Origin of the sequence: Chryseobacterium sp. PvR013 (assembly GCF_017833095.1) — a bacterium.
GTDB classification, from domain to species: Bacteria; Bacteroidota; Bacteroidia; order Flavobacteriales; family Weeksellaceae; genus Chryseobacterium; species Chryseobacterium culicis_A.
Genome location: NZ_JAFIBT010000001.1, coordinates 1712689 through 1739021, shown reverse-complemented (window position 1 = coordinate 1739021; position 26333 = coordinate 1712689). Strand labels below are relative to the sequence as shown.

General features: G+C 35.8%; 13 protein-coding genes. 12 read left to right on the top strand and 1 reads right to left on the bottom strand.

Annotated elements, in window-relative coordinates:
* Positions 1 to 183 precede the first annotated feature (183 nt).
* From JOE44_RS07710 to JOE44_RS07695, 4 genes are all read left to right on the top strand, one after another.
* On the top strand, positions 184 to 13650 hold the full coding sequence (locus JOE44_RS07710; protein WP_209785072.1) for a non-ribosomal peptide synthetase: 13467 nt from the start codon (positions 184 to 186) through the stop codon (positions 13648 to 13650).
* A 377-nt stretch (positions 13651 to 14027) separates the two neighbouring features.
* Positions 14028 to 14420 carry a hypothetical protein gene (locus JOE44_RS07705; RefSeq protein ID WP_209785071.1) on the top strand — a complete coding sequence of 131 codons (393 nt, stop codon included), beginning with the start codon at positions 14028 to 14030 and terminating at the stop codon, positions 14418 to 14420.
* A 15-nt stretch (positions 14421 to 14435) separates the two neighbouring features.
* On the top strand, positions 14436 to 15473 hold the full coding sequence (locus JOE44_RS07700) for an alpha/beta hydrolase (RefSeq protein ID WP_209785070.1): 1038 nt from the start codon (positions 14436 to 14438) through the stop codon (positions 15471 to 15473).
* Between the two features lie 32 nt (positions 15474 to 15505).
* Positions 15506 to 16105 (top strand): hypothetical protein, encoded by a 600-nt coding sequence (locus tag JOE44_RS07695; protein ID WP_209785069.1) that lies wholly within the window; start codon positions 15506 to 15508, stop codon positions 16103 to 16105.
* Positions 16106 to 16593: 488 nt separating this feature from the next.
* On the opposite strand, the gene JOE44_RS07690 is transcribed toward JOE44_RS07695, so the two are convergent.
* Entirely contained in the window at positions 16594 to 17364 is a 771-nt protein-coding gene (locus JOE44_RS07690) for a YdcF family protein (RefSeq protein ID WP_209785068.1), read from the bottom strand.
* A 346-nt stretch (positions 17365 to 17710) separates the two neighbouring features.
* Between JOE44_RS07690 and JOE44_RS07685 the strand changes: the two genes are divergently transcribed.
* From JOE44_RS07685 to JOE44_RS07650, 8 genes are all read left to right on the top strand, one after another.
* A complete protein-coding gene (locus tag JOE44_RS07685) occupies positions 17711 to 18112 on the top strand; it encodes a lipocalin family protein (RefSeq protein WP_209785067.1) in 402 nt (133 codons plus the stop codon).
* A 696-nt stretch (positions 18113 to 18808) separates the two neighbouring features.
* Complete coding sequence (locus JOE44_RS07680; protein ID WP_209785065.1) at positions 18809 to 19222, top strand: lipocalin family protein; 414 nt, start codon at positions 18809 to 18811, stop codon at positions 19220 to 19222.
* A 615-nt stretch (positions 19223 to 19837) separates the two neighbouring features.
* Entirely contained in the window at positions 19838 to 21109 is a 1272-nt protein-coding gene (locus tag JOE44_RS07675) for an FISUMP domain-containing protein (protein ID WP_209785066.1), read from the top strand.
* 187 nt (positions 21110 to 21296) lie between these two features.
* Entirely contained in the window at positions 21297 to 21710 is a 414-nt protein-coding gene (locus JOE44_RS07670; protein WP_209785065.1) for a lipocalin family protein, read from the top strand.
* 615 nt (positions 21711 to 22325) lie between these two features.
* A complete protein-coding gene (locus JOE44_RS07665) occupies positions 22326 to 23594 on the top strand; it encodes an FISUMP domain-containing protein (protein WP_209785064.1) in 1269 nt (422 codons plus the stop codon).
* Positions 23595 to 24034: 440 nt separating this feature from the next.
* Positions 24035 to 25453: a TlpA disulfide reductase family protein gene (locus JOE44_RS07660; protein ID WP_209785063.1), complete on the top strand. Its 1419-nt coding sequence runs from the start codon at positions 24035 to 24037 to the stop codon at positions 25451 to 25453.
* A gap of 17 nt (positions 25454 to 25470) precedes the next feature.
* The gene (locus JOE44_RS07655) at positions 25471 to 25821 is read left to right on the top strand and encodes a helix-turn-helix domain-containing protein (RefSeq protein WP_223601890.1); all 351 of its coding nucleotides are present in this window, start codon (positions 25471 to 25473) and stop codon (positions 25819 to 25821) included.
* A 32-nt stretch (positions 25822 to 25853) separates the two neighbouring features.
* Entirely contained in the window at positions 25854 to 26294 is a 441-nt protein-coding gene (locus JOE44_RS07650; protein WP_209785061.1) for a transposase, read from the top strand.
* Positions 26295 to 26333 lie beyond the last annotated feature (39 nt).

Sequence of the window (26333 nt, the reverse complement as noted above, 5' to 3'; positions counted from 1 at the left end):
ACCATTATTTCTTATTTGTAAACAAATGGTAAATATATATTGAAGAAAATGAAGCTTGTATCATGACTAAAAATATAAAGATTCTTCTTTTCATTACACTAATAATCATTAAGACATAGCTATCAAAAGATAATTAAAGTATCTGTTATTCAGGAGAGGTAATATGTAATTAATATTCTTATTATGATGAAGAAAGAATTTTTATTAAAACTGACTCCCTATCAGGAAGTTTTTTATGACAATTGGAAGTTAAATCCTTTGAAAGGTGATCCTCACATTATTTTAGATCAGACCTTCTCAGGAACTATTGATATAGAAAGGCTCAATATAAGTCTGGTAAGATTTGTTAATCATAATTTATTGGTTAATAGTAATATAGTTAAGGTGGATGGAGAATTGTTTTGGAAAAGCAAGGTGCAGTTGTCTGATACGACTCCGCTGCTCGTATCTCTCCCTAATCAGACTGATTATGAAGAGCTTTTAAAGCTTGTACTAAAGCCATTTGACCTTGAAAATGATCTACTGTCAAGATTTTATATTATTAAACAGGATGATGGAAAATATAGAATAATCTATGTGTTTTCCAGCATTCTTATTGATCGGCTGACAGATAATTTTCTTCATAGTGAATTGAGTAAATATTATAATAATAGCAGTTATGACAATCCAGTAAGCCTTTTCGAGCAGGCACATTTACTTAATGAAATGAATAAGGAGGTAAGGACTATATTGAATAATGGAAAGGAGGTAATTGCTGATTTTTGGAAAAGACATTTAACAAGCATTGAAAATCCGGGTTTCAAGTTTCTAGAAGTGTATAATAAGTCTGTAAGTGATTATAGTTCATTCAATGAAATAAACTTTGAATTTTCCAAAGAAATACTTTCCAAAACAAATTTGTTAACGGAAACTTATAAACTGACTCCTTATGCCTATGGACAGCTAGTACTTGCTATTTTACTCCATCGAATATCAGAGGTTAATCATCTGATTATTAATTACCCGGTAAGTATTAAGAAACAGCAAAACTATATTTTAGGCTCACATGTTAATACTACTGTTAAAGGATATTATTTTTCTTCTGATAGCAGACTTAAGGATCTGATTAAGCAAAATATGGAGTACCTCGATAGTTTATGGAACACCAAAGCGGATTACTTGCCTATATTGGATCTTATGAAGTACGCTCCAAGACCTGATATTCTGGAGTTTAATTTTTCTCAGACTAGCTTCAAGGACCTTTTTATTGATTATCATGGAATTGCTGATATAACAGTTAATGATGAATTAAGTTTAAATGCAGTTGACATGATTTCTATGGAACAGGAAGTTAAAAATGAAATACTTTACTTTAAGATAATATATAATAGCTCTCAACTTAATCCCGAATTGATTATAAACTTTATAGAGCTTTATAAAAATCTGTTTATCTGTATTCTGGATGATTTATTGGATAATAAAACCAATCGATTAATTTCTGATTACCATTTATTGAATTATGAAATGCATCACCGAGTAGTTTCTTCCCAGAATGATACGATTAAATATTATGATAAGGAGGCTACGATTCATGGATTATTTGAGGAACAAGCGCTTTGGACTCCTGAGCATACGGCATTGGTATCTGGAGATGTACGTCTTTCTTACCGAGATCTTAATGAAAAGGCTAACCAGCTTGCCCATTATCTGATCCAGCATTATGATATCCGTCCTGATGAACTGATCCCTATTTGCTTTAATCGTTCAGAAAAGATGCTGATAGGTATTTTAGGTATTTTAAAAGCAGGCGGAGCTTATGTTCCTCTTGATCCTGGTTACCCTGTAGAGAGGCTGGGTCATATCCTGAATGATACAGGGGCCCGTCTTATTCTTGCGGAAGAGCAGACTGTGTCTAAGCTGCATGAATATGTTTCAGCAATCGCTAAGAAAGGACCTGCGATTTTAAATTTGGATGATGCAGATGCAGCAGACGGAATCCAAAAATATTTTAGAAAAAATCCTGTCACCGAAGTAAGATCCAACCATCTGGCTTATGTTATTTATACCAGTGGAACAACAGGTATGCCTAAAGGTGTGATGATTGAGCATAGTGGGGTAGTGAATCTTGTAAGTTTTATGACGCGGTCCCACCGCTTTAATGAATATACAAATGTGGGCTGTTATTCGAATTATGTTTTTGATGCTTTTGTCAATGAGGTATTTCCTGTGCTTTGCCACGGTAATACGCTTTGGTTATTCAGTAATGAACAGAGGACCTCTGTAGCGGATCTTAACCATTATATAAAAGCAAATGGCATCGAGGTGTCATTCATTCCACCTGTATTATTGAAGGATCTTCTTGTTGATACGGAATTAAAATTGATTTTCGCCGGCGGAGAGAGCTTTCCTGATATTGACAGGAGCTGCTATAAGGATATTATTTTCCTTAATGAATATGGTCCTACAGAAACAACGGTATGTGCGACCGTTCATCATTATGATGAAGAAGGTAATCCTCTTAATATCGGGCGCCCTATTGATAATGTTTCGGTCTATGTTCTGGACTCTTATTTACGTCCTGTTCCTATTGGAGCAGTCGGAGAGCTGTATGTAGGAGGAGTTGGAGTATCAAGAGGATATTTAAATCTTCCTGAGCTTACTGCAGAGCGCTTTTTGGCTAATCCCTTTCAGACTGAAGAAGAACAAGTATTAGGTTATAATGGACGGATTTATAAAACCGGTGACCTTGTGCGTATCCTTCCAAATGGGGATCTGGAATATCTGGGGCGTAACGACTCACAGATCAAGATTCGTGGTTACCGTATTGAGCAAGGAGAGATTGAGACAGCTCTTCTTGGGTTGAATGGCATTCGTCAGGCGGTAGTGGAGTGCAGGGAGAACAGTATGGGATTAAAATACCTTGCTGCTTATTATGTTTCAGAGAATCCGCTTGACTCCGGAGATATTTCAGTGTTATTATCGGAAGTTCTTCCTGATTATATGGTTCCTTCGGCTTATGTTCATTTGAAAGCATTACCAGTTACTATTAATGGGAAAATAGACAGAAAGGCATTACCAGAACCTTTATTTACAGGTGAAACAGAATATGTAAGTCCTCAGACGCCTTTACAGGAGCAGCTGGTGGAGATTTACGGAGAAGTATTAGGTTTAGACGCAGATCATATCAGTATCCATGATGATTTTTTCCGATTGGGAGGGAATAGTATTATGGCTATTAAACTGGTCAATAAAATTTATCAGCGAACAGGGATACAGGCTACGGGAGGAGTTGTATTCAACCATAAAAGTATTGCAGGTTTATCACGAGCCCTTGAAGGTTTGCCGGAATTTGCTGTTGAAGAGATCAGTCCAGTTATTGTAAAGCATACCAGGGAGCAGTACTTGTCCTTTGGTCAGGAAAGATTATGGTTTATTGAAAACTATGAAGGAGGAAGCCATGTCTATAATATTCCTATGGTGTTGCGTTTGGATAATGAAACGAATATCAATTTTTTACAGGAGGCGTTCCATATGCTTCTTGACAGACATGAAGTTCTTCGAACCCTTATTTTGACTGATCCTAATGGAGGAGGATACCAGTATGTGAGTGATCAGTCTTTGGAATTAACTTTGGTAGAGATCGGAAGCTTTGAAGATTTTATGCAGGTGATCAGTGGGGAACTGAATGAAAGGTTTAATCTTCAGGAAGACTTGCCGATAAGAGTAAAAGTACTGGATTATGAAGGTGACTATTATTTGTCTGTAGTCATTCATCATATTGCGTTTGATGGATGGTCTATAGAAATTTTTTTACGCGAGTTGAACAGTATTTATCAATCTCTTGTTTTAGGTGTTCTTCCTACGCTTCCTTCTTTACCATTTCAATATAAAGATTTTGCCTTATGGCATCGAAAATATGTAACCGAAAAGGTTTTAGACAAGCAGCTGGAATATTGGCTGTGTGAGCTTTCTGAATTTGAAACATTGAATCTTCCATTAGATTTTCAAAGGCCTTCCCGAATGAGCTACGAAGGAGAGACCCTATATTTCAGTATTTCTCCTGAAACAAGTTCCCAACTAAGATCCATGTCTAAAGATTTAGGAGTTAGTTTATACAGTTTGATGCTCAGTGGTTATTATCTGGTGCTGGCTTCATATAGTGGCCAGGATGATCTTATTGTCGGTACTCCGGTTGCTAACCGTCATTATCCGGGGCTGGAGAATATGATTGGCTTTTTTGTCAATACGTTGGTTCTTCGCCAAAAATTGGATTTTAACGCAAGTATTCGCGACTTTATCAATGATGTATCCGCTGGTGTTTTAAGAGGTCAGATTCATCAGGATCTGCCTTTTGAGAAATTAGTAAATGCTCTTAACATTGAACCTGATTCCTCTCGTCATCCTGTATTTCAGGTGATGTTCGGATTTCAGGGTGGGGATTCCGGAGCGAAAGAAACAGATGGTAAAGATTGTTTTTTTCATCCTTACAACAGAGGGATACAGAATGAAACTTCTAAGTTTGATCTGACTATGATGATTGATGATCAGGGAGAAGAGCTTTGTGGAACATTTAACTTTGCAACATCTCTGTTCAAAGATTCTACAATTAAACATATGATCAGCACATATCAGTATATTCTAGAGCAGTTTTCTACTTTGTTTCAGCGGGGATCTTCTGAGGTTAAACTTAGTGAGCTACGCTGGATTAATTCAGCAATGCCCGGTCTTCATGGGATATGTTCAGATTATGACAAAGCCGTTACCCTTCATGGCTTATTTGAAGAACAGGCTTTCAGAACTCCTGATCTTACAGCGCTGGTATTTGGAGATGTACGTCTTTCTTACCGAGATCTTAATGAAAAGGCTAACCAGCTTGCCCATTATCTGATCCAGCATTATGATATCCGTCCTGATGAACTGATCCCTATTTGTTTTAACCGTTCAGAAAAGATGCTGATAGGTATTCTAGGTATTTTAAAAGCAGGCGGAGCTTATGTTCCTCTTGATCCTGGTTACCCTGTAGAGAGGCTGGGGCATATCCTGAATGATACAGGGGCTCGTCTTATTCTTGCGGATAAGCAGACCGTGTCTAAGCTGCATGAATATGTTTCAGCAATTGCTAAGAATGGACCCGTTATTTTGAATCTGGATGATGCAGAGGCAGCAGCTGGAATTCAAAGGTGTTTCAGAGAAGATCCTGTTACCGCAGTAAGACCCGACCATCTGGCTTATGTTATTTATACCAGTGGAACAACAGGTAGGCCTAAAGGTGTAATGATTGAACATAATGGGGTTGTGAATTTAATAGAACAGCAGGCCTCAATATTGGATCTGGAGGAAACATTATATCGATCAGAACAGAAAAATTTACTCTGGTATGCTGATTATGTCTTTGATGCACATGTTTGGGAAGTATATTCGGTATTTGCACTCGGACATATCTTGCATGTTTTGCCAAACGAATCGAGAACAGATTTGGAGATATTGCAGAAATATATTATTCAGCATGATATTAAAGTTGCTACGATTCCTCCAGCTTTATTGGATAAAGAATCAATTTTACCATTAGAGAAAATTATTGTTGCCGGAGATACTACTAATTCTGAAATCATGGAATGCTACAGAAAATATGGAATTGACGTGATTAATGCTTATGGTCCTACAGAAACAACAGTATGTGCTACCTATCATCATTATTGCGAAGATGGTAATTCTCTCAATATTGGCCGTCCGATTGGTAATACTTCAGCATATGTTCTTGATTTCTATTTGCGTGCCGTTCCCATTGGCGCAATCGGAGAGCTGTATATTGGTGGAGTAGGTCTATCCCGGGGGTATCTAAATCGTCCCGAGCTTACTGCAGAACGCTTTTTAGTAAACCCTTTTCAGACTGAAGAGGAAAAAGCATCAAATTATAATGGGAGGATCTATAAAACGGGAGATCTCGTTCGTCTTCTTCCAAATGGTGATCTGGAATATATGGGTCGTAACGATTCTCAGTTAAAGATTCGTGGCTACCGTATTGAGCCTGGTGAGATTGAGGCGGTTCTTGTTGGGTTAAGTGGTATCCACAAAGCTGTGGTGATGTGCAGGGAAAGCAGTCTGGGGTTAAAATATCTTACTGCTTATTATGTGTCGGATGTTCCGTTTGAGTCTGCTGATATTTCAGCTTTGTTATCAGAAATACTTCCGGATTATATGGTTCCTTCGGTTTATGTGCATTTGAATGAACTTCCGCTGACAATAAATGGAAAGCTGGACAGAAAATCATTACCGGAACCTTTGTTTACTGGGGAAACGGAATATGTTGCGGCCAGGACCTGGATAGAGGAGCAACTTGTGTGGATTTATGGAGAAATCCTGGATCTCGATCCTGATCATATCAGCATCTATGATGATTTTTTCCGATTAGGAGGTAACAGTATTATGGCTATTAAGCTGATTGCTAAAATTCGACAGGATTTGGATATGCAGGTTAATGTATCAGCCGTATTTGATAATAAAAGTATTGTCGAACTGGCCACTGTACTTGAAAACTTTACTACTGAAACTATTTGCATAGATCGGGCAGACGTTCGATACGCGGAAGATCAGCTTTTGTCATTTTCTCAGGAAGGATTGTGGTTTATAGATCAATACAAAGGAGGAAACAATTCATATAATATACCGCTTGTGTGCCGTATAGATAAAAGTGTAAATATTTCCATTTTGGCTGAATCTCTGGCAAGTGTTATGCAAAGACATGAAATTCTTCGAAGTCTGATCTTAACCAGCAATGAGGGGATAGGTTATCAACAGGTTACAGATCCTTACTTAGAATTGACTGTTCAGGAGGTAAGCAGTTTTGATGCTCTGGAAACGGAATTAAGTAAAGAAGCAAAGAGAATATTTTGCTTGTCAGAAGAAATTCCTCTTTCTATACGTGTTTTTTCAATGGATGATCATTGCTATCTGTCTATAGTATTTCACCATATTGCTTTTGACGGGTGGTCGGTAGAAATTTTCTTACATGAGCTTTATGTTATTTATCAAGCATTATTTTCAGGTTATCAATATGAGCTTCCAACATTGGAGTTTCAATATAAAGACTATGCGTTATGGCAGCGAAAGTATCTTAATAATACAACTTTAAAAAAGCAGCTTGAATACTGGCAGTCTTATCTAAAGGTTTTTGAAACTTTGAACCTGCCTTTGGATTTTAAACGACCGTCGGAAATCTCATATGAAGGATGTACTATTTCATTTATAATACCTTCACAGATCAGTTCTGATTTAAGATCTTTAGCAAAAAAGCTTGGAGTCAGTTTATATAGTGTGATGCTCAGCGGATATTATCTAATGCTATCTTCTTATTCCGGACAGGATGATATTGTTGTGGGAACACCATTTACCAATCGTCATTATCAGGGACTTGAGAACATGATAGGATTGTTTGTTAATACACTAGTTCTTCGTGAAACAATTGACTATAATACAGATGTCAGATCATTTATCAAAAAAGTTTCTGCTTCAGTTTTAGGTGCACAAGCCAATCAGGACCTTCCTTTTGAAAAACTCGTTAACGCACTTGATATTGCACAAGATTCATCACGTCATCCTATCTTTCAGGTGATGTTCGGTTTTGAAAGCTTTAGCAAGACTCCGGGTAATGTATTTAAAGGAAATTCCTTTCTTCATCCTTTTGAAGGCAGGGTTTCTTATGATATGGCTAAATTTGATATTACGACTATGATTGATGATACTGATGACGTTTTATCCGGAACATTTAACTATGCAAGTTGTCTTTATGCGGAATCAACAATAGAAAGGATGAAATCTGCTTATCTTTATTTTCTAAAACAGATCTCGGCATTACATCTTTCCGGAGAATCGGAAATAAAGCTTTCTGAACTTCATCTATCGGAGACGGAAGATTTTAATTGGCTTTCTGATTGCAATGGAACCTATTCTGTTTATAATAGAGAAGCCACCATTCACAGTTTATTTGAAAGACAGGTGTGCCGAACTCCCAACCAAACAGCACTGTTTTATCAGGGAATAAAATTAACATACCAAGAGCTTAATGAAAGGTCGAATCGTCTGGCTCATTATTTACTTGAAAAATATAAAATAAAACCTGACGAACTTATCCCCTTATGCTTAAGTCGTTCAGAGCAAATGCTCATTGGTCTTCTCGCTGTACTGAAAGCAGGAGGAGCATTTGTTCCTTTGGATCCCAGCTTTCCATCAGAAAGAAGGAAGCATATTCTGCCGGATACCGGAGCTCGTTTGATCATTACTGAATCTGCTTCTGTAAGTAAACTTGGATATGAGGTATCGGATATTATCTGTCTTGATGATGAAAAGATGATTAAAGAACTTAGCAGTTGTAGAACTGATAATCCTGAAACTGATGTAAAATCCAGTAATTTAGCGTACGTCATTTATACCAGTGGAACAACAGGTAAGCCTAAAGGCGTAATGATTGAGCATACGAGTGTTGTCAACCTTACAGAAGAAATACGAGGAATATATAACTTTTGTGAAACGGGAAAATTTAGTGCCTATACTTCTTATGTATTTGATGTTTCTGTTTCTGAGTTTTTTAGTGCATTGTTATACGGCAATGAATTGCACCTATTGGACGAACATACTAAAAAAGATATTAATCTGGTTAAGGAATATCTTTTAACTCATGATATTACCCATGCTTATCTTCCTCCCGTAATGCTTTCTTTACTGCCTCGCTGTGATTTTCCTTCTTTACAGACTTTGATGTATGCAGGTGAACCAGGGGATGAAGAAACGGTGAAGTACTGGTCCCTTTATAAGAACGTATATAATTTATATGGTCCTACTGAAGCTACTATTTATGCCACCTATAAACAAATACGACATCATGATAGTAATCCTCTTAATATTGGGATACCTCTAGGTAATACTTCAGTGTATGTTCTGGATTCCTATTTGCGTCAAGTTCCTATTGGAGCTGTCGGAGAGCTATATATAGGCGGAGTTGGAGTATCAAGGGGATATTTAAATCTTACTGAGCTTACTACAGAGCGTTTTTTAGCTAATCCCTTTCAGACTGAGAAGGAAAAAGCATCAGGTTATAATGGACGGATTTACAAAACTGGCGACCTTGTGCGCATACTTCCAAACGGTGATCTGGAATATCTGGGGCGTAACGACTCACAGATCAAGATTCGTGGTTACCGGATTGAGCCAGGAGAGATTGAGGCTGCTCTTCTTGCATTGAATGGTATCCGCCAGGCAGTAGTAGTGTGTAGAGTGAACAAAATGGGTTTAAAATACCTTGTTGCTTACTATGTTTCAGAGAATCCGCTTGACTCCAGAGATATTTCAGTGTTATTATCTGAAGTGCTTCCTAATTTTATGGTTCCTTCAGCTTATGTTCATTTGAAAACTTTACCTGTTACTATCAATGGAAAATTGGATAAAAATTCATTACCTGAACCTTTATTTACAGGTGAAACAGAATATGTAAGTCCTCAAACGCCTTTACAGGAGCAGCTGGTGGAGATTTACGGAGAAGTATTAGGTTTAGACGCAGATCATATCAGTATCCATGATGATTTTTTCCGATTGGGAGGGAATAGTATTATGGTTATTAAACTGGTCAATAAAATTTATCAGCGAACAGGGATACGGGCTACGGGAGGGATGGTTTTCAATCATAAAAGTATTGCAGGTTTATCACGAGCCCTTGAAGGTTTGCCGGAATTTGCTGTTGAAGAGATCAGTCCAGTTATTGTAAAGCATACTAGCGAGCAGTACTTGTCCTTTGGTCAGGAAAGATTATGGTTTATTGAAAACTATGAAGGAGGAAGCCATGCCTATAATATTCCTATGGTTTTCCGACTGGATAAGAGAGTAACTCTCCGTTTTTTAGAGAAGACTTTCCATATGCTTCTTGACAGACATGAAATTCTACGTACTCTTATTTTGACAGATCCTGATGGATCAGGATATCAGTATGTAAGTGATCAGTCTTTGGAATTAACTTTGGTAGAGATAGGAAGCTTTGAAGATTTTAGGGAGATGCTTAGCGAAGATATGAATGAAAGGTTTAATCTTCGGGAAGACTTGCCGATAAGAGTAAAAGTACTAAATTATGAAGACGACTATTATTTGTCTGTGGTGTTTCACCATATAGCTTTTGATGGTTGGTCAATGGAAATATTTTTAGCTGAATTAAACAGTATTTGTCAATCTCTTGTTTTAGGTGTTCTTCCTACGCTTCCTTCTTTGCCATTTCAATATAAAGACTTTGCCTTATGGCATCGAAAATATGTAACCGAAAAGGTTTTAGACAAGCAGCTGGAATATTGGTTGGATGAGCTTTCTGAATTTGAAACGCTGAATCTTCCATTAGATTTTCAACGACCTTCCCGAACGAGTTATGAAGGAAAAAATCTATATTTCAGTCTTTCATCCAAAACGAGTTCACGGTTAAGATCCATGTCGAAGGATTTAGGAGTCAGTTTATACAGTTTGATGCTCAGTGGTTATTACTTGATGCTAGCTTCATATAGTGGCCAGGATGATCTTATTGTCGGTACTCCGGTTGCTAACCGTCATTATCCGGGGCTGGAGAATATGATTGGCTTTTTTGTGAATACATTGGTTCTTCGCCAAAAATTGGATTTTAACGCAAGTATTCGCGACTTTATCAATGATGTATCTGCTGGTGTTTTGAGAGGTCAGATGTATCAGGATCTGCCTTTTGAAAAATTGGTAGATGCTCTTAATGTTGAGCCTGATTCCTCTCGTCATCCTGTATTTCAGGTGATGTTCGGGTTGAAATTTTTTGAATCGGGAAATAAAAGGTGGTATGGTGAAGATTGTTATTTCCACCCTTTTAATAGTGGGATACAGGATGAAACCTCTAAGTTTGATCTGACCACAATTATTGACAATCAGGGAGAAGAGCTGTGTGGAACATTTAACTTTTCAAAATCTCTGTTCAAAGATTCTACGATTGAGGATATGATCAACACATATCAGTATATTCTGGAGCAATTTTCTAGTTTGTTCCAGCGAGGATCTTCCGAGGTTAAACTTAGTGAGCTTCGCTGGATTAAAGAAGGGGATGGAGCAGTATCAGGTCAACATGGAAAATATTCAGGATATGACAGGGAGGCTACCCTTCATGGCTTATTTGAAGAACAGGCTTTCAGAACTCCTGATCTTACAGCGCTGGTATCTGGAGATGTACGTCTTTCTTACCGAGATCTTAATGAAAAGGCTAACCAGCTTGCCCATTATCTGATCCAGCATTATGATATCCGTCCTGATGAACTGATCCCTATTTGTTTTAACCGTTCAGAAAAGATGCTGATAGGTATTTTAGGTATTTTAAAAGCAGGCGGAGCTTATGTTCCTCTTGATCCTGGTTACCCTGTAGAGAGGCTGGGTCATATCCTGAATGATACAGGGGCCCGTCTTATTCTTGCGGAAGAGCAGACTGTGTCTAAGCTGCATGAATATGTTTCAGCAATCGCTAAGAAAGGACCTGCGATTTTAAATTTGGATGATGCAGATGCAGCAGACGGAATCCAAAAATATTTTAGAAAAAATCCTGTCACCGAAGTAAGATCCAACCATCTGGCTTATGTTATTTATACCAGTGGAACAACAGGTATGCCTAAAGGTGTGATGATTGAGCATAGTGGGGTAGTGAATCTTGTAAGTTTTATGACGCGGTCCCACCGCTTTAATGAATATACAAATGTGGGCTGTTATTCGAATTATGTTTTTGATGCTTTTGTCAATGAGGTATTTCCTGTGCTTTGCCACGGTAATACGCTTTGGTTATTCAGTAATGAACAGAGGACCTCTGTAGCGGATCTTAACCATTATATAAAAGCAAATGGCATCGAGGTGTCATTCATTCCACCTGTATTATTGAAGGATCTTCTTGTTGATACGGAATTAAAATTGATTTTCGCCGGCGGAGAGAGCTTTCCTGATATTGACAGGAGCTGCTATAAGGATATTATTTTCCTTAATGAATATGGTCCTACAGAAACAACGGTATGTGCGACCGTTCATCATTATGATGAAGAAGGTAATCCTCTTAATATCGGGCGCCCTATTGATAATGTTTCGGTCTATGTTCTGGACTCTTATTTACGTCCTGTTCCTATTGGAGCAGTCGGAGAGCTGTATGTAGGAGGAGTTGGAGTATCAAGAGGATATTTAAATCTTCCTGAGCTTACTGCAGAGCGCTTTTTGGCTAATCCCTTTCAGACTGAAGAAGAACAAGTATTAGGTTATAATGGACGGATTTATAAAACCGGTGACCTTGTGCGTATCCTTCCAAATGGGGATCTGGAATATCTGGGGCGTAACGACTCACAGATCAAGATTCGTGGTTACCGTATTGAGCAAGGAGAGATTGAGACAGCTCTTCTTGGGTTGAATGGCATTCGTCAGGCGGTAGTGGAGTGCAGGGAGAACAGTATGGGATTAAAATACCTTGCTGCTTATTATGTTTCAGAGAATCCGCTTGACTCCGGAGATATTTCAGTGTTATTATCGGAAGTTCTTCCTGATTATATGGTTCCTTCGGCTTATGTTCATTTGAAAGCATTACCAGTTACTATTAATGGGAAAATAGACAGAAAGGCATTACCAGAACCTTTATTTACAGGTGAAACAGAATATGTAAGTCCTCAGACGCCTTTACAGGAGCAGCTGGTGGAGATTTACGGAGAAGTATTAGGTTTAGACGCAGATCATATCAGTATCCATGATGATTTTTTCCGATTGGGAGGGAATAGTATTATGGCTATTAAACTGGTCAATAAAATTTATCAGCGAACAGGGATACAACCTAAGGTTATCGATGTTTTTAATGAAAAGACGATTAACAAATTAAGTTGGGTTATCAATCACTATGAACCTGAATATAAAGCGGTCATTGCTTTAAACCATGTTACTGATAAACCCAGAGCTTTTATGATCCATCCGGGTGGAGCAGGATGTGAAGTATATAAGGGACTTGCTGAAAAGCTAAAACCTTATTGTCAGTGCTATGGGGTGGATTCCTATAACTTATATAATGATGAAAAAATAAGCAATCTTAATGATTTGGCCATGTATTATCTAAACCATATTGAAGTGATACAGAAAGCCAGTCAGCAGGAAGAGTATATTTTAATAGGATGGTGCTTAGGTGGGCAGATTGCTCTGGAGATTGCTTCGATTTTAGAAAGCAGAGGACACAGAAATATTACAATATTGATGTTGGATACTATACTCAGAGCTGAAGATGCAAAATTGATGGAGCTCTCTTCCATGCCTAGTGATGAAGAAATAAGTGAGGAATTTAAAGCTCCTATCGATAGTGATCTTTTTTTAGCATCAAAAAAGTTTGCATTGGCTGAACATTGTATTGTCGGACAAAAAATTTCTACTCGTTTGAAATTTACAAGAATGGTATTATTAAAAGCCATGGTTAAGGGAGAAAAAGAAAACCAGTTGCTTTTTGATCATATCCATCAGTTGGCTTGCAATAATGTGAATGAAACGACAGCTCATTCAGACTTATTAATGGTCTATCCGGTTGAGGCATCACACCAGGAAATTATAAAAGAAGAGGAGTTTATCATAGATATTATTAAAAGATTAATTTATAATCCCCAAAAAATGATTCCGATATTTTAAAGAAGACTTTTTATAGGTTTTTGATTTGGTTAGGTTGGCAACCAGGATATATTCCTGGTTGCTTTTTTATTATAATTGTAACCATATTCCGTTCTGTTATTTATTTCTTATTTACTCTCAACACGAAATAGAAATGATGTCTGAAAGTATTTATAGTATGAAAACACACTTATGGTAGTGATAATTTTACATTAAATTCTATATAAATCTACATTTATCGCATAGTTTTCATATTGCATAAGTATTAAATTTACACAGATAAGTAGGGGAACTACATTTTCATCGCAAGCTTTACAGTTAACAACAATGGTGGGGTAACTGCCCCATGAATATTTTGTCATTGTTGCTAACCATAACAAATTATATAATGTATTGCCATGAAAAAAAATTTACTTTTCTTTTTAACAATACTGATCTATTCAGTAACAGCGTGTGAACAGCCTGGAAAAACAAAATTATTTAAGGCTGAAAAACAGACTCATTCTAATCATATTATTAAGAACATTTATCTGGACGATCAATTCGCAGAGGATGAAATGGAGGTTATTATCAATAATACTACTAATAAGGTAACCATACATCTGGACGGAGAGACTCATGAACTTACAAAAAGTATAGATTTACCGGAATATACTGCTGAAAATAGTGAATATAGATACACCGATATTAATGGGGAAATCACTTTTTTAAATAGAAATCTTGATATGATTGTTTTTCATCATACAGCGGAACCCAAACGACAAAAAGAACTTAGAAAAGTATCTTACTAATAATTCTGAATAACCATGGAAATAATATTTATGAACAAAGCTTTCAAGGCAACGAAACTGATTGCAATCAAGTTCTTTATCTGCCTTATCATTTTAGGCAGTGGATCCTTTATGTTTTGTCAGATCAGTCCATGGCCTGAAGCTATGCTGATCCGTCTTGCTTTCAACAAAAATGGTAAAAAAACAGCAAAGGCCCTTCAGTCCTTTGTACCTGCCGGGATTGCTACAATAAGCAATCTGCAATATCAAAAAGATGATAAAGACGCTTATCTTGATGTATATTATCCACAATCTCTGATCAGAATTCGTAAAGTGCTACCCACTATTATGTGGATTCATGGCGGGGGATGGGTTTCCGGGAGTAAGGAGAATGTTTCTAATTACTGTAAAATTCTTGCAGCAAAAGGATTTACAGTGGTTGCTATCAATTATTCCATAGCTCCAGAACATACTTATCCTACACCGGTCATTCAGGCTAATCAGGCGTTGGACTATCTTATCAATAATAACAAAAATCTTCATGTAGACCCTGACTCCATCATAATTGCCGGTGATTCAGGTGGAGCTCATATTGCCGCACAGCTAGCCAATATTATTTCTGAACCTTCATATGCTACGGAAATGAAAATATTTCCTTCCATAACAAGAGCACAGCTTTCAGGTGTAATTTTATTCTGTGGTGCTTACGATCTCAATCAGGTTGATTTTGAGGGGAAGTATAAAGGTTTTTTAAAGACGATCCTTTGGGCGTACACCGGCACGGAGGATTTTATGAATGATCCAAAAATTGCTCCAGCTTCAGTTTATAACTATATTTCTCCCACATTTCCACCTGCATTTATCAGCGTGGGAAATGGAGATCCTTTAGCGAATCAATCCCATTCGTTGGTGCGTAAGCTGGCTCAAATGAATGTCAAAGTTGATTCTTTATTCTATCCCAAAGATTATAATCCGGTATTACCTCATGAATATCAGTTTAATTTGAAAACAGATGCAGGAAAAGAAGCTCTGACAAAGGTTTCAGCCTTTTTATCTTCTAGAGCTAAAAAGTAACGAATTTTAACCAACCAGCTAAAAATTATACCATGAAAAAATTATCATTTCTCTTTATTGTTCTTTTTTCAATTTCACAAGCTCAGACATTAGAACTGACGGATGGTGATTACACCTATACCAAAACCATAACTAGTGGTAAACAGAAGAAAGATCTCTATATCATTCTGAAAAAATGGATTATGAATAATTCTTCTCAATATACCCTGAATAAGAATGACCAAAGATCGGGTATTCTTTCGTTTGAAGAGAGGTTACCCTTAGTGCATTACAATGACTCTCAGTCTACTATTCCTTCTTATACCAATATTATTGAGATTACTAACAAGCAGGTAATATACCGAGCGGAACATATAGTATTCCAGGATATTTTTGGTGGAATGACCAATACGCGAAATGATTATCAAAGCCTGCTTAAAAAAATAGCTCTTTCAGTGTCAACAATTAATCAGCTTAAAGAGCAGCTTAACAACGAAAGAAATATTAAAAACAGATTTAATCTTAGGAAGGAAATATCAACAGAAAATGAAAAGCAAAGTAAGCTTAATAACATTAACACGCTTTTAGCAGAACACTTTATCTCTAATGCTGAAGCTATTGCCAAACAAATAAACGGGACATATCAGGAGTAGGCATATAGTGTTTTTTTGACATTTGAATATAGATAAAACTACAGATTATTAGTCTGTTATATGAGATTTAGATGGTACATTTACAATACAAAACATAGATAAAGAATTTCACACTTTTTTTGGTAAGCATTATTTTATAGTTAATTGTATGGTGTGAAAAAACGGGATGAGCGTAGTTTAACATAATTAAAATTCTATTATCATTAATTTGTGGTTATCGCCGGAGAAGTCATTCCACTCCGGCATTTTAATCAAATAACCATACAATTGAAATACAGCAGATAGATTTCTCAGAATCTCCGAGTAAAATAGTATAATATTGGTTTATAAGTAGATGGTTTTCAGTTTTTTTCAGGAAGATAGTTTATCAGGATTTGATGATAAGCTTTGGTTTTCACTTATTTTTTTGCCAGCCGTAATTGATAATTACGGCTGGCTTTTTATATCATTATTTTCTTATTCAGAACAGGATAATATATTAAATATTGTTAATTAAGCCTTAGGCTGTTATAGAGCTGAACCTGCCATATTCCTACTATTTCACTTAACATTAAGGAAGTCATTGTACAGTTATATGAATTGGGAACCGGTGTAAGATGCGTATTCATTAAATCAGAAGGACAGGGTATGGTATTTACACCAAAAGTTTTAAAGAGTATGGCAGATCTTTTGACATGGAAACCTGAAGTTACGAGATATACTTTGGGAGCAGGTAGTTTTTTTATTATTGCACTTGTATATTTAGCATTTTCAAACGTGTTCATACTCTTTTCTTCTTTTATAATATCGGTTTCTGGAATTCCCATTTCGGTAAGAGTCCTGGCATAAAGTGCTGCCTCAGAAACGCCATTGTTATTTCCGTTTCCTGAGGCCAGTATTTTACATGGCTGCTTATTTTGTTTTGCACTCTTATATAGTTTAAAAACTGTAATAAGCCTGGAATAGGAGATAATATGACTTTGCTGAATTTGGTTTAATCGGACAGTACCTCCCCCAAGAATCACAATTACGGAAGGAGAAGAAACAGATGGCAGTTGAGTAGGATATTCCTCCTGCAGATACCTTGCTGTGAGTTTTCCTAAAATACCAGTCATTATTATTAACATAGACGATATAGCTATAGCCACTCCCACCCAAGCAGTCTTATATTTATCCTTTCTTCTTAAAACAATAATAATTGCAGCCATCGCAATAAATAAAATAAAGGGATCAGTTAATATTTTGAGTACTGCAAAAAGAGAATTTAATACTATTTTCATGCTTGATTATTTAAATTAATACTTACAATTTGGAAAAATGATTTTCAAAGTAATTATGGAATCATTTGTAAGTTGCGAAAATACAAAATACACATTGTAATTGAAGTGTATTTAGTTGGTAATCAATAAAATACTAATATTTAAAAATATTGTAGTGATAATTTTACACTATTCTCAATATAAATCTATATTGTTTTTGTTCAAGCTAAAATAGATATGATTTAATTTTACATAATTCTGATAAAATATATAAAATTATACGAAAGTATTTATATAATAAAGAATAATCTTTGTAATAATCATTTTTATAAATAATCATTTTTGAAAACTCTAAATCTAACATGTTATGAAAAAACAAACCATCTTATGGATTTCCCTTGTTGCATTAACTGCATGTAATTCGCCTTCAGGAAATAAAAATTCAGACTCTGCCAAAGATTTTAGTTCACAAAGAACCAAACTTTTAGGGAAATGGCTTCAGCCTATACCCGGTATGGAAAGTGAAAAACAAGGCTTTGAACTTTATGACAACGGAGTGGCTACTTCACTGAATATTCATACTTTACAGTACGATAAGTGGATGGTTGCGCAGGATACTCTTTTCCTTTGGTATCATACAGAAGGTGTTAAACAAGTTTCAAACGGTGTAGACACTTTAATTATCAAAAAACTTGATATTAATAATTTAGTGATTTCTCCAGCGGGAGCCAACAGCACTGAAGAGGAGGCATATACTAAAGATAAATAATTCCAGATTGCAATTGAATCAACCCTGAACATTAGTTAAAAAACTACTCAACACTAGTGATAATGTGACTTTAAATGATTTCATATTGAAAAAACATCGCCTTACATTTGACGTATTGAAGATGTATATAAAAAGTACAAAAATATATAAGTAGAAACAATGCAAAGGATTTACACGCTATCATATTATTAAATTTGGGTACCTGGCAGAGTACAACTTTTGCCAGGTTTTTAATTATTGATTTCTTGAACTAAAATTATTGTAAAACTGAGATAACAAAAAATTGATAAGGTTGAATTTATCATGGGGTTTAAAGAATCGTAAGCACTAAGTATGACACAATTTTTTGTGTTTTAATTGTAAAAATAATTTGTTAGAGCTTCACAGTCATATCCATTTTAGAAATACTAACTTTTCATCCTTAGTGTTTTGGTTTAAATACCCCCGTGCGGCAAGATATTGCCGCATTTTTTTATTATATGACAGTAAAGATGATTGTGCTAATGTATTGATGTAATTAGTGAAAATACTATAATTTATTAGTTATAATATGACTCGTATTCAGTGTTATATTTCACAATAAGCCTTTACATTTGTACCATAACATTGAGTCAAAAAGCAATAATAAATTAATGTGTAGAATTTAATGGGGGCGATGAATTTTTTATAACTCTTTACAATTTAAATGACACAAATATGAAAAAATCAATTCTATTAACTCTTTTTGGCGTAATGACTGCGTGCAGTCCATCTTCCGAAAAAAAATCGGCAATTGGATTTTCATCTACTGCCTCTGTTCTTAACCCCAACAGGGAGAAGCTAGCTGGAAAATGGCTGCGACCTATTGGAGGCCAGCAAAGAGAAGCTCAAGGGTTTGAATTACAGGAAAATGGTACCGCTGCTTCGGTGAATATTCATACTTTACAGTACGAGAAATGGAATGTATCTGATGATACACTTTATCTATGGTATAGTACTGAAATTGTCGATCTGGTTCCCAAAGGAATTGATACTTTCCTTATTAAAGAAGTTGATGATAGTGAACTAATTCTTTCTCCTATTATTAGAGGTAATGTTAGTGATATAGAATCTTATTATAAAGAAAATTAAAAACAAATTTTGAATTAGAATAATAGAAGACACTATGTATGCCTGTTTTATGTAAGATTTGGTTTCGGGTTTGTTTGGCTTTTTTCTCTTAGACCTATTCCTTTATATACCATATTGTGGATAAAACTACGTGGAAATAAGAAAACTTTCTTTATAAAATTCGGTTATAGTGTCAGGATAACAAAACAGTAGATGTATATATTTTTTCATATCAAAACATAATGCTATCCTTATTATTTTATTCCTGAGTGCCCGGCACTGTTCGCGTTTCAGATGCCGGGACTTTTTCTGCTACGATATCTTTTTTAAACATCATAGTCAGTAATTTAATTACTATTTTTTTTCATCCTTAGTCTTTTTGGGTTTACCCTTTATGTGGCAAATATATTTTGCCACATTTTTCATGTTTAAATAGAAAGAATTCCAAGTGGTTAGTAGTTTAAAAACTAGAGTGTATTAGTGATAATACGACTGGTAATCAGTATTTTATTTGACGGGTAGATGTTAAATTTGTGTAAGGGGCTTTTCTTGATTATTTAAAATTATAATTACTATAAGTAAAATTGATATAGAAAATCTAACAAAAAAAGAAATAATCATTAAAATATTTATCAAATGAAAAAAAAGTATTTATTACCTGTATTTTTCCTTAGTGCTCTATCTTACGGACAAATAGGGATCAATAATCTAACACCAAAAATTACTTTGGATGTTAGGAGTAAAACCACTGATGGAAGTACCTCTGAAGGATTTATGGTTCCCCGTGTGACAGGGAATTCCCTTAAAGCAGCTGAAGCTGCAGGTGTATATGCTGATGATCAGCATTCTGCACTGGTATTTGTTACTGAAGCTCCTGATCCCAACAATCGTACCGGACAGGTAGAAGGAATGGATGCTTCTGGATTTTATTATTTTGATGCCGGCAGCAACCGTTGGGTAAAAATGGTTTCCAGCGGTACGAACACAGCAGCTGTTAGCCAGCTTTTGTGTTCTTCTGCTACACATATTGGTGTACTGGAGGCCGGTGAAGTGTCTGCGGGAGTTGAGACTACCATTCCTTATAGCGGGGGGAATGGAGGAATTTATTCGGGAATGAGTATTCCTTCTACGGGAGTAACTGGCTTGACGGCAGTACTTCTTTCAGGAACATTGAATAACGGGAGCGGTTCATTGATCTTTAATATAACAGGAACCCCCTCAGCTGCAGGAACTGCTGTGTTTGATATAGATTTTTCAGGATTTAACTGTGGCTTTACGAGAACAGTACAGCCTAATGGTTCTTTTCCTGATGTAGTTCCGGTTATTATTAATGGGCAAATTCGTCAGATGCTGACACATAATCTGGGAGCTGATACATCGCAGGATCCTAATGTTCCTAATCAAGCGATTATGGGTAACTATTACCAGTGGGGTAAAAAGAATGTAGCGGCTACAGCGTATACGAGTGCTGCTGCCATTTCGGGATGGAATACAGCTGCCACACCCTCTAAGGCCTGGAACAGCGGAACTGCTGCTGCACCTGTAAAGACTGTTAACGATCCATGTCCAAACGGTTTCAGGGTGCTTACCCAAAATGAATTCATAGGATTTAATACAGCCAGTACAAACTCTAATATTGGAAGCTGGACTTTGTCAGATACTAACTTCGGTACTGCGAAAGTTTTCACTAATAATGGAAATATTGTAACCTTTCCTGCGGCAGGGAGCCGCCAAAATGCGAATGGGGGAGCATTGGGCTCCCGAGGTAATGTCGGCTATTATTGGACTAGTTCCGAGAGCACTAACACTACAGCAGCTTATGGAATTAGGTTCACTGTCAGTGATATTAATGTCACATATCACAGCGATCGCAACGCCGCAATGTCGATTCGTTGTATCTCAGAATAAATTATTTTTTCTATTGAAGATTTTTAAACATTTAGTTCATTCTATCAATAGGTTAAAAAAATGAACTTAAGAATAAACCTATGCAGCAAACTATTGCCGCATGGGTTTATAATATGAAAGTATCGGTGGTTATATAGTGAGATCTTTTACACAATTAGTTAAAAACTATAATTCTAATGACACAAATATGAAAAAATCAATTCTATTAACTCTTTTTGGCGTAATGACTGCGTGCAGTCCATCTTCCGAAAAAAAATCGGCAATTGGATTTTCATCTACAGCCTCTGTTCTTAACCCCAACAGGGAGAAGCTAGCTGGAAAATGGCTGCGACCTATTGGAGGTCAGCAAAGAGAAGCTCAAGGGTTTGAATTACAGGAAAATGGTACCGCTGCTTCGGTGAATATTCATACTTTACAGTACGAGAAATGGAATGTATCTGATGATACACTTTATCTATGGTATAGTACTGAAATTGTCGATCTGGTTCCCAAAGGAATTGATACTTTCCTTATTAAAGAAGTTGATGATAGTGAACTAATTCTTTCTCCTATTATTAGAGGTAATGTTAGTGATATAGAATCTTATTATAAAGAAAATTAAAAACAAATTTTGAATTAGAATAATAGAAGACACTATGTATGCCTGTTTTATGTAAGATTTGGTTTCGGGTTTGTTTGGCTTTTTTCTCTTAGACCTATTCCTTTATATACCATATTGTGGATAAAACTACGTGGAAATAAGAAAACTTTCTTTATAAAATTCGGTTATAGTGTCAGGATAACAAAACAGTAGATGTATATATTTTTTCATATCAAAACATAATGCTATCCTTATTATTTTATTCCTGAGTGCCCGGCACTGTTCGCGTTTCAGATGCCGGGACTTTTTCTACTACGATATCTTTTTTAAACATCATAGTCAGTAATTTAATTACTATTTTTTTTCATCCTTAGTCTTTTTGGGTTTACCCTTTGTGTGGCAAATATATTTTGCCACATTTTTCATGTTTAAATAGAAAGAATTCCAAGTGGTTAGTAGTTTAAAAACTAGAGTGTATTAGTGATAATACGACTGGTAATCAGTATTTTATTTGACGGGTAGATGTTAAATTTGTGTAAGGGGCTTTTCTTGATTATTTAAAATTATAATTACTATAAGTAAAATTGATATAGAAAATCTAACAAAAAAAGAAATAATCATTAAAATATTTATCAAATGAAAAAAAAGTATTTATTACCCATATTGTTCTCTTGTACTCTATCTTACGGGCAAGTAGGTATCAATAGTTTAACACCAAAAACTACTTTGGATGTTACAAGTAAAACAACTGATGGAAGTGCCTCAGAAGGATTTATGGTTCCCCGTGTGACAGGAAATTCTCTTAAAGCAGCAGACGCTGTTGGTGTATATGCTGAAGCTCAGAATTCTGCACTAGTATTTGTTACTGAAGCTCCTGATCCAAGTAATCGTACAGGACAGGTAGAAGGAATGGATGGACCTGGATTTTATTATTTTGATGCCGGCAGTAACCGCTGGGTAAAGATGATTTCTAGTGGAACAAGCACTGCGGCAGTTACTCAGCTTTTATGTTCTGGTTCTAGTGATATTGGAGTTGTAATTGCTAATGCTCCAGCAGCTGGAGTAAGTACAAGTATCCCTTATACCGGAGGTAATGGAGGTATTTATTCATCGCAGACTGTTAATTCAATTGGGGTAACCGGTCTTACTGCTGTTCTTGCTTCTGGAACATTAAATAACGGAAATGGTACATTGATCTTTAATATTACTGGTACTCCTTCTGCAGCAGGGACAGCTATTTTTGATATTGATTTTGGTGGACAAACTTGTGGTTTTAGTCGTACGATTCAACCTGCTGGTAGTTTTCCTGATGTAGTTCCTGTAATTGTAAATGGTGAGACTCGTCAGATCATGACTCACAATTTAGGAGCAGATATGTCACTAGATCCTAATACTCCTGTACAGGCTATTATGGGTAACTATTATCAATGGGGTAGAAAGAATGTTGTAGCTACTGCTTATACAGGATCAGGTGCAATTTCAGGGTGGACTGTGACTTCGGGAGGAAACATGGCTTGGAATAGCGGAACTGAAAACAGTCCTGTAAAAACTGGTAATGATCCTTGTCCTGCAGGATTCAGAGTTCTCAGTCGATATGAATGGCAAGGATTTAATTCTGCAAGTACAACAACCAACTTGGGAAGCTGGTCAGGAGCAAATAATAACTATAGTACTGCGAAAGTTTTCCATAATAACGGAAGTATTATAACTTTCCCTGCTGCAGGTTATCGTGGTTATTCTGGAGGAGCTTTATACTACCGAAGCAGCAGTGGGTATTATTGGAGCAGTACAGAGTATACAGGGGGAGCCTACAGTCTTTTCTTTAATAATACTTCGGTTAATCCAGGACATAATTTTATTGGTAGCCGTGCAAGTGGTTTTTCAGTACGCTGTATTTCAGAATAATTTTGATATAATCAAATCATTATTAAATCTCCATTTTAAATAATGAGTTCTTAATTTCCTTAACTGTGTGCAGCAAGTGCAATACCATTGCTGCACATTTTATCAAGTCATTATAAAATGATTGATAACTAATTATTGTGAGTAAATATAACCATGTATAAACTAATTTAGATACCTATTGTGGCAATGGTTCTTAGTCTATATTTAAAAAACATAAAGTTTACTAATAGATTGATGTCTATTCTAAAGACGTACCGAAGATAGGAGGAGTATAGTCCGTATTTGCTAGTGAGAACAATTGTACAAGCATTTAATTTCTACTTCAATAACAGTACGACACCTCACTACTATTAACAATAAAATATATAAAACTGCACTTGAAAATTGATTGAAAGTAATTTTTTAAAAAACTATTAACATATTATAATTTGTTAAAACTTATGTATTACACAAACAAACTTATTTGGCTTATCATATTCTCATTTACAGTCACAGGTATTTCTGGACAGTCTATTAATATGTATTTTCCTCAATTTGCCGGAAAGACCTATGACTTCATTACTTTTGTGGGAAAAGATACCAAAGTGCAAAAAGGAACGATACCTGAGGACGGAAGATTCGTTCTGAATGTACCAAAAGAATTTTCTCCTTACAAAGGAATGTCCCGCTGGCTTATTACCAATACCCAGGAAGGGGGAGGTCTTGATATGATTATTCCAGGGCACGACTTTTCTATTGAATGTGTATCTGCTGTACCTGATAATAAAAATATCATTTACAAAGACAATGATGAAAATAGTTTGCTGGATTCTCAGTACAAACAACAGAAAGGTATTGTGGATCAATTTACAGCTATGGCAATGGTCACAAGAGCTTATCCAAAAGATAATAAAAATTATAATCTTTATCAGCAGGAACTTACTTTACAGAAAAATAACTATTCAGATTTTCAGAAAAGTCTTTTGAAAAAAGAGGATTATGCTTCCAATTTTCTCAGGATTGTGAATCTTACTAATGGATTGGGAGCTGCTTTAAAAGAAAATGAAGAAGACAATGGAAAAGAAATCGTACGCACGATCACTAAAGATATTTCCTGGGATGCTCTTTTTACTTCTGGACACTGGGACAGTGTTATCGAAATGTTTACTGCACTGGAAGAAAAAAAAGATGGAGGTACGATTTTCATGCAAGATTTTAAACGTATTGGAGATCGGATTTCTGATGTTAAACTCTATACAGCCTTTGCAGAACGTGTAACTTATTATCTTACCAAATCTGGAAATGATAATATTATTACCAAGCTTTCACCCATTATCCTTAACTCAGGAAAAGTTAGTTCTTATGCTGGTGTAATGGCAGTATATCAAAAAGCTACTGTTGGAGGAAAAGCACCAGAACTTACAATAAGTTCTCAAAAAATTTCTGAGCAGTCACGAAGAATACTCGACTTCACTGATAAAGGTTATAAGAAGACTCTTGTTGTATTTTATGTATCAGATTGTGGACATTGTGATGCTGTAATGAAGGAGCTTTCCACAAAGCAGGACGAACTTATAAAAAGTGGGATACGTATCGTTGCCATATCAGCTGATAGTGATCAAAAGGTGTTTGAAGAAACTTCCAAAAGTATGCAGTGGAAAGGCTTATTATCCTGTGATCTTCAGGGAATGAAAGGCTCTAATTTTATAAACTATGGTGTTCAGGCAACCCCTACATTATTTGTTATTGATCAGCAGGGAAAGATTGTAACACGGGAAAGTACAGTTGAACTAGTATTAAAAGCGCTTGCCGATCCTTCAACAGAATTATGGAGAAAAATTCGCAGGCCTCCAAGGCCTTATGTAGCACCTCAACAATAAAAATGCAAAAGAATAATATGAAGAATAATAAAAAAAGAAAGTCTCCGGCATCCAGAATGCCTGACTATAAGAAAATATATACGGACCTTATCACTTTAAAGTATCCTCACCTGATGGAAAAATGTAGATTTTTTCTTGAAAAAGATCATCTGATGAGTTATGATGTGTTGAAAATCAGTAGTATCATCACCGAGAAGGATGATGTTGAAGCGATATCTTTTAATGCAAAGCATAAGTCTTATGATCCTGTGACAATTTTAAAAATTCTTGACTATCAAAAAAAGTATAAGTGCAGCAATCTGCAGTTAGCAGCATATTTCAAGCTTAGCCGGAATACGGTGACAAAATGGAAAAAATTGTTTTTATAAATAATCAAGTAAGTGAATAAGTATACATAAATATGAGTTCTAATATATTTAAAAACATACATATCGGAGACCTTTTGAAGAAAAGGGTTGTTGAATTAGCTATAAGTGAATCCAGAATCTGTTCCTTTTTATCGTTAAGCCCTGTAGAGGTTTCTAGTATGTACAAAGAAGAAAGTATAGATTCGAAATATCTGCTGTTGTGGAGTAAACTGTTAGAATATGATTTTTTTCGTATTTATTCACAACATCTGATTTTATATGCACCTGCATCTACTATTGCGCAGAATAATTCCAGTCATAAGAGTACAATGCCAAAATTCAGGAAAAATATATATACTAAAGAAGTTATTGATTTTATGATTGAGCTGGTGACTAGTAAGCAGAAAACAATCAATGAGGTTACTCTAGAATATGGTATTCCAAAAACTACCCTGCATAAGTGGGTTACCAAATATACAGCTGGCGTCGGTTAGTTACCTTAACATCTAAAATTTATTTATTAATAAAAAATA

Bases quoted from the DNA above. Each gene is read 5' to 3' on its own strand.
- JOE44_RS07700 (WP_209785070.1), top strand. From the start codon at position 14,436: ATGGAAATAATATTTATGAACAAAGCTTTCAAGGCAACGAAACTGATT.
- JOE44_RS07705 (WP_209785071.1), top strand. From the start codon at position 14,028: ATGAAAAAAAATTTACTTTTCTTTTTAACAATACTGATCTATTCAGTA.
- JOE44_RS07685 (WP_209785067.1), top strand. From the start codon at position 17,711: ATGAAAAAACAAACCATCTTATGGATTTCCCTTGTTGCATTAACTGCA.
- JOE44_RS07650 (WP_209785061.1), top strand. From the start codon at position 25,854: ATGAGTTCTAATATATTTAAAAACATACATATCGGAGACCTTTTGAAG.
- JOE44_RS07655 (WP_223601890.1), top strand. From the start codon at position 25,471: ATGAAGAATAATAAAAAAAGAAAGTCTCCGGCATCCAGAATGCCTGAC.
- JOE44_RS07660 (WP_209785063.1), top strand. From the start codon at position 24,035: ATGTATTACACAAACAAACTTATTTGGCTTATCATATTCTCATTTACA.
- JOE44_RS07690 (WP_209785068.1), bottom strand. From the start codon at position 17,364: ATGAAAATAGTATTAAATTCTCTTTTTGCAGTACTCAAAATATTAACT.
- JOE44_RS07675 (WP_209785066.1), top strand. From the start codon at position 19,838: ATGAAAAAAAAGTATTTATTACCTGTATTTTTCCTTAGTGCTCTATCT.
- JOE44_RS07670 (WP_209785065.1), top strand. From the start codon at position 21,297: ATGAAAAAATCAATTCTATTAACTCTTTTTGGCGTAATGACTGCGTGC.
- JOE44_RS07680 (WP_209785065.1), top strand. From the start codon at position 18,809: ATGAAAAAATCAATTCTATTAACTCTTTTTGGCGTAATGACTGCGTGC.
- JOE44_RS07695 (WP_209785069.1), top strand. From the start codon at position 15,506: ATGAAAAAATTATCATTTCTCTTTATTGTTCTTTTTTCAATTTCACAA.
- JOE44_RS07710 (WP_209785072.1), top strand. From the start codon at position 184: ATGATGAAGAAAGAATTTTTATTAAAACTGACTCCCTATCAGGAAGTT.
- JOE44_RS07665 (WP_209785064.1), top strand. From the start codon at position 22,326: ATGAAAAAAAAGTATTTATTACCCATATTGTTCTCTTGTACTCTATCT.